A 5,708-nucleotide genomic window follows, 5' to 3' on the forward strand; every position below is an offset into this window, starting at 1 on the left:
ATTTCGGCACATGCTTAATAATTTGACGTTCATCTTTGAGTTGAATCAGTCGATCTCGTACGAGTCCCAAATCTTTTTGTACTTCTTGATGTGATTTTTCAGGAGCAAATGCTTTTAACCCAACCTCGGTTGGCATTTCTAAATTGATGCTCATACGGTCAGCATAAAGCCCTGCTTCATGAATTAGTTCAGGCGATGCACCTGGAATAGTTTTGAGATGAATATAGCCATTAAAATTTTCCTCTAGACGTAGCTTTTTCACCACTTGGAGCATCCGCTCCATCGTATAGTCTGCGGATTTAAAAATGCCTGAACTCAGGAATAATCCCTCTATATAATTACGACGATAAAAATTAATGGTCAGATCAACCACTTCTTGTACGGTAAATGCAGCACGTTTGACATCATTGGAACGGCGTGACACACAATAAGCGCAATCAAAAATACAGACATTACTGAACAAGATTTTCAGCAATGAAACACAGCGCCCATCTTCGGTATAGCTATGGCAAATCCCTGCCCGACTGGCATCACCTAAACCTTTGTCTTTATTTTTACGGTCACTACCACTAGAGGAACAGGACACATCATATTTAGCTGCGTCCGCAAGAATTTGTAATTTTTCACGAATGCGATCAGACATAGCAAACACCTCAGTGACAACATCATTTCAAAGCTAACATTTCATGATTTGAAAATTAAGATTGAGAAAGATGTTATGCGTCATGAGGTGACGTTTATGTGAATGGTTTCCTATTCAGGACTTTGCCAACTGGGAAAATATGTCTGCTATGGGGTACGTTTTGAATTAACTCGAAAATTAAACAAAAGCGTTTAAATAATTTATTATCAGAACTTGTCGCTGAAACGCTCGAATCCTTTGCACTGCACCCGAAAATCCTTATACTTAACCACAATTTTTGTTTGATTCCAGTGGATGCACCATGAGTCGTGCTATATCGCATATTGATACATTTCAGGGCTTAATTCTTGCCCTACAAAACTATTGGGCGGAGCAAGGCTGCGTCGTATTACAACCATATGATATGGAAATGGGTGCAGGGACATTCCACACTGCAACTTTCTTACGCGCATTAGGTCCAGAAACTTGGAACGCGGCTTATGTTCAACCTTCACGCCGCCCGAAAGATGGTCGTTATGGTGAGAACCCAAACCGCTTACAACACTATTATCAGTTCCAAGTGGTACTTAAGCCAAACCCAGACAATATCCAACAGCTTTATCTTGATTCGTTAAAAGCGATCGGCATCGATACACTGACTCACGATATTCGCTTCGTAGAAGACAACTGGGAATCTCCAACACTAGGCGCTTGGGGCTTAGGTTGGGAAGTTTGGTTAAATGGTATGGAAGTGACTCAGTTCACTTACTTCCAGCAAGTCGGTGGTGTTGAATGCTACCCTGTTACTGGTGAAATCACATACGGTTTAGAACGTCTTGCAATGTACCTTCAAGGTGTAGACTCAGTTTACGATCTTGTTTGGACCAAAGGTCAATTCGGTACTGTGACTTATGGTGATGTATTCCATCAAAATGAAGTAGAACAATCGACCTATAACTTCGAATATGCGCCAGTCGATAAATTATTTGAATTATTCGATTTCTATGAAGCTGAAGCAGCTCGTTTAATGGAAGCTGAACTTCCACTTCCTGCTTATGAGCAAGTGATTAAAGCATCGCATAGCTTTAACTTATTAGATGCGCGTGGTGCGATTTCTGTAACTGAGCGTCAACGTTATATTTTACGTGTTCGTACCTTAGCGCGTTCAATCGCTCAAAGTTATGTGGCTGCGCGTGCGAAACTCGGTTTCCCAATGGCAGAACCACATTTACGTGATGAAGTATTAGCGCAGTTAAAAGCACAAGTTGAAGCAGAAGCAGCACAAAACAAAGCCAATGCATAAATGGGAAAAAATCTGATTTAGGAAAATAAAATGCCAAGTGTTGTGATTGAAGTAAGACGTGAATATTCAACTGAACAAGAAATAGCAATCATTGATGCTGTTCAGTCTGCTTTAGTCCAACACTTTCAAATTCCTGAAAAAGACAAACATATCCGTTTTTTCGCTCATTTACCGCATCGTTTTGCCTGTCCACCACATCAAGATCAACCTGAGTTTTATACTCAAATTAGTATTGATGCATTTGCTGGACGTTCTGTGGATGCAAAGCGCAATCTTTATCAAGGGATTGTAAATAACCTTGAATTGCTCGGTATTCCACCAAAATATGTGACGATTATTATTCGAGATATTCCCTTAGAAAATTGGGGTATCCGTGGCGGTCAGGCAGCGTGTGATGTTGCATTAGGATTTAAGGTAGATGTTTAGATCATCTTGCTTATGACAGATAAATATTTTTAGAAGACATTTGAAATGACACATACCGTACTATTTGAATTGGGCTGTGAAGAACTTCCACCCAAAAGCTTAAAAACTTTACGTGATGCTTTAAAAGCTGAAACGGAAAAAGGCTTAAAAGATGCAGGCTTAAATTTTGCTGCGATCGAAGCTTATGCTGCACCACGTCGTTTAGCGCTCAAAATTGTTGATATCGATGCGGCTCAAGCAGACACACAAAAACGTTTTGACGGCCCTGCTGTTCAAGCCGCTTATGATGCTGAAGGCAAACCAACTAAAGCACTTGAAGGCTTTATGCGTGGTCAAGGTATTACCGTTGATCAACTTTCAACTTTCCAAGCTGGTAAAGTTGAAAAAGTTTGCTTCTTGAAAGATGTGAAAGGTCAAAGCCTTGATGCTTTACTGCCACAAATTTTACAAACTGCATTAGACAACTTACCAATCGCAAAACGTATGCGTTCTGCTGCAAGTCGTACTGAATTCGTGCGTCCAGTAAAATGGGTCGTATTGTTGAAAGATGATCAAGTGGTTGAAGCAATCATTCAAGATCATAAAGCAGGTAATGTGACTTATGGTCACCGTTTCCATGCACCTGAAGCCGTGACTTTGGCGCATGCAAATGACTACCTTGCTGCTTTAGAAAAAGCTTATGTCGTTGCGAATTTTGAAAAGCGTCAAGCAACCATTCAAGATCAAGTGAAAAAGTTAGCTGATGAAGTTAATGCAACTGCGATTGTCCCAGTAGACTTACTTGATGAAGTAACCAGCTTGGTTGAATGGCCAGTTGCATTACGTGCAACTTTTGAAGAGCGTTATTTAGCTGTTCCTCAAGAAGCCTTGATTACCACGATGCAGGACAATCAAAAGTATTTCTGTTTGATCAATGCTGAAGGTAAATTACAGCCTTACTTTATTACTATTTCAAATATTGAGTCGAAAGATCCGATTCAAATTATTGAAGGCAATGAAAAAGTTGTACGCCCTCGTTTGTCGGATGCAGAATTCTTCTTCCTACAAGACCAAAAGCAACCGCTTGCATCTCGTAAAGAAAAACTCGCAAATATGGTATTCCAAGCACAATTGGGTACGCTTTGGAATAAATCAGAACGTATTGCTAAATTAGCTGTAGCATTGTCACCAATTACAGGTGCAAATGCAGCCGATGCTGAAAAAGCAGCGTTACTCGCTAAATGTGATTTGACCTCTGAACTTGTGGGCGAATTCCCTGAACTTCAAGGGATTGCAGGAACTTATTATGCTCGCCTTGAGGGTGAGAATCATGAAGTTGCTGAAGCTTTAGGTGAGCAATACTTACCTAAGTTTGCGGGTGACGTATTACCACAAACCAAGACAGGCACAACGATTGCGCTTGCAGATCGTTTAGATACGCTGGTTGGTATTTTTGGTATTGGTCAAGCGCCAACAGGTTCTAAAGACCCATTTGCATTACGTCGTTCTGCAATCGGTATCTTACGTTTGATCATTGAAAATGAACTTGATGTGACGATTGAAGAACTGGTTAATTTTGCGCTTCAAGGTTATGGCGATATAGTTAAAGATCATGACAAGACACGTGCGGATGCCGTTGCATTCCTTGAAGGTCGTTACCGTGCCAAATATGAAGACCAAGGCGTTGCAGTTGATGTGATTCAAGCGGTTCAAGCACTTGCTCCAAAATCTCCTCTTGATTTTGACAAGCGTGTGACTGCGGTGAATCACTTCCGTACATTGCCAGAAGCGGCTGCATTGGCTGCGGCAAATAAACGTGTTGCCAATATTCTTGCAAAAGAAGCAACACCTGAAGGAAGCGTCGTTGAAGCGAACTTGGTTGAAGCTGCTGAGAAAGCACTTTTTGCAGAGTTATCAGCTTTAACACCAGTAGTTCAGCCTTTACTTGCTGCGCGTAATTATACCGAAGCATTGTCTAAGCTTGCTGCGCTTCGTGCGCCAATTGATGCCTTCTTTGAAGGCGTGATGGTCATGGCTGATGATGCTGAATTAAAAGCCAACCGTTTACGTTTATTGACTCAGTTGCGTGATTTGTTCACGGCAATTGCGGATGTAAGTGTGCTGCAGGGTTAAGTATTTATAGTTCTTGATCTTTCAAATAAACCCCGCTATACAATAGCGGGGTTTATTTAGTTAGGTGGTTATTAATGATGCAAACAAAAATTTGCGCTATGATGTTCTCACTCATAATCTATCCTACCACCTGTTTAGCTCTATCAAAGCAATCACATACTCTTGCTGCAGTAAATCACCCCAATGGTTACGATGCTCCCGAAGGAAGCATTGCTATACTCAAACGGAAAAAGAATATCTGTACAATATCGATCACACTTTATGGTGAGACTGGAAAAATTATTTACCTTTGGCATTTTAATGCATCAGGACTAAAACAAGCTCAGCGGACAGAATATAATTACACTGATGGTGGCTTAGCCATGCTCCCTGAGAATCAAGGCCAGTTTTTAGAATATGTCCATTCAAATCAAAAATTAAATCCTCATGCACAAGAAGTACAATCTGAATTTAAAAAAGTCCGTGGATTCTTTCCAAATCAATTAGTAAGCTGTATATAAATTAAAAATTAGATGAAAGAGGCCTTAGCTTTATTAAATATTGGACATCTAAATCAAAAAACTACTCCCGTATTGATACAGTTTTTATGATTAATTCCAAACTAGTAATTGTGCTCTTATCATATAGATAGTCTCTTTTTAATTAACGTTACGAACATTATCAATTTCACATCACCTACATTCTTTTCTTGAACTTGGCGATAAGCTATAAAACTTGAATTGCAACATTATTGCCAAAAGGATAAAAGATGATGAAAAAAATATCTGCTCTGTGTTTAGCGACTACACTGATCGCATCGTCTTCTCTCTGGGCAACCGAAAATACAACAGCCACAAATGCAAACACGACTACGGCTGAAAAAACACTTCCTTATGGTGACAACCCGAGCCTTGGTCGAGTATTGCTATATAAAACAGGTAAAGGGCTACAAAACTTAGGTGATTCAATTCAAGGTGCATCTGAAAACACCTCACAAAAAATGAGTGAGAGATGGAAAAACACCAAAGAATATACCGCTGAACAATCTGAAATCGTTCAGGAACAAACACAAAAAGCCAAACAATACACTGCTAAAAAATGGCAAGACACCAAAGATGCGGTTGTTGGTACAAATGATGGAAATGTTCCTATTGAGCGTGCTGAACTTAGTCAGCCATCATCAAATTAATACGATTGAACAAAATTTATAGGAATGAATGAAACAATGACAGTTATGCCTTTTAAAACCATTTTGCTTTGTTTAGT

The 5,708-nt window shown here is 39.9% G+C and carries 6 protein-coding genes; 5 read left to right on the forward strand and 1 reads right to left on the reverse strand.

The genetic code is table 11. The features are described from left to right. Window positions 1-643: putative DNA modification/repair radical SAM protein (locus A2003_RS07545; RefSeq protein ID WP_286687110.1), on the reverse strand; the 643-nt coding region annotated here is incomplete at its 3' end. Window positions 644-944: 301 nt separating this feature from the next. Between A2003_RS07545 and glyQ the strand changes: the two genes are divergently transcribed. The 5 genes from glyQ (at window position 945) to A2003_RS07570 (ending at window position 5,631) form a co-directional block, all read left to right on the forward strand. Next, window positions 945-1,925 carry a glycine--tRNA ligase subunit alpha gene (glyQ, locus tag A2003_RS07550; protein WP_005403278.1) on the forward strand — a complete coding sequence of 327 codons (981 nt, stop codon included), beginning with the start codon at window positions 945-947 and terminating at the stop codon, window positions 1,923-1,925. Between the two features lie 30 nt (window positions 1,926-1,955). Further along, window positions 1,956-2,351 (forward strand): tautomerase family protein, encoded by a 396-nt coding sequence (locus tag A2003_RS07555; RefSeq protein WP_005403279.1) that lies wholly within the window; start codon window positions 1,956-1,958, stop codon window positions 2,349-2,351. Between the two features lie 45 nt (window positions 2,352-2,396). Next, window positions 2,397-4,463, forward strand: coding sequence for a glycine--tRNA ligase subunit beta (glyS, locus tag A2003_RS07560; RefSeq protein ID WP_286687111.1), 2,067 nt, complete (start codon window positions 2,397-2,399; stop codon window positions 4,461-4,463). 74 nt (window positions 4,464-4,537) lie between these two features. Continuing rightward, window positions 4,538-4,963: a hypothetical protein gene (locus A2003_RS07565; protein ID WP_005403281.1), complete on the forward strand. Its 426-nt coding sequence runs from the start codon at window positions 4,538-4,540 to the stop codon at window positions 4,961-4,963. 251 nt (window positions 4,964-5,214) lie between these two features. Then, window positions 5,215-5,631, forward strand: coding sequence for a hypothetical protein (locus A2003_RS07570; RefSeq protein WP_112986999.1), 417 nt, complete (start codon window positions 5,215-5,217; stop codon window positions 5,629-5,631). Window positions 5,632-5,708: the final 77 nt, after the last annotated feature.

It is taken from the genome of Acinetobacter sp. GWC1_38_13 (assembly GCF_001767535.1).
Taxonomy (GTDB): domain Bacteria; phylum Pseudomonadota; class Gammaproteobacteria; order Pseudomonadales; family Moraxellaceae; genus Acinetobacter; species Acinetobacter junii.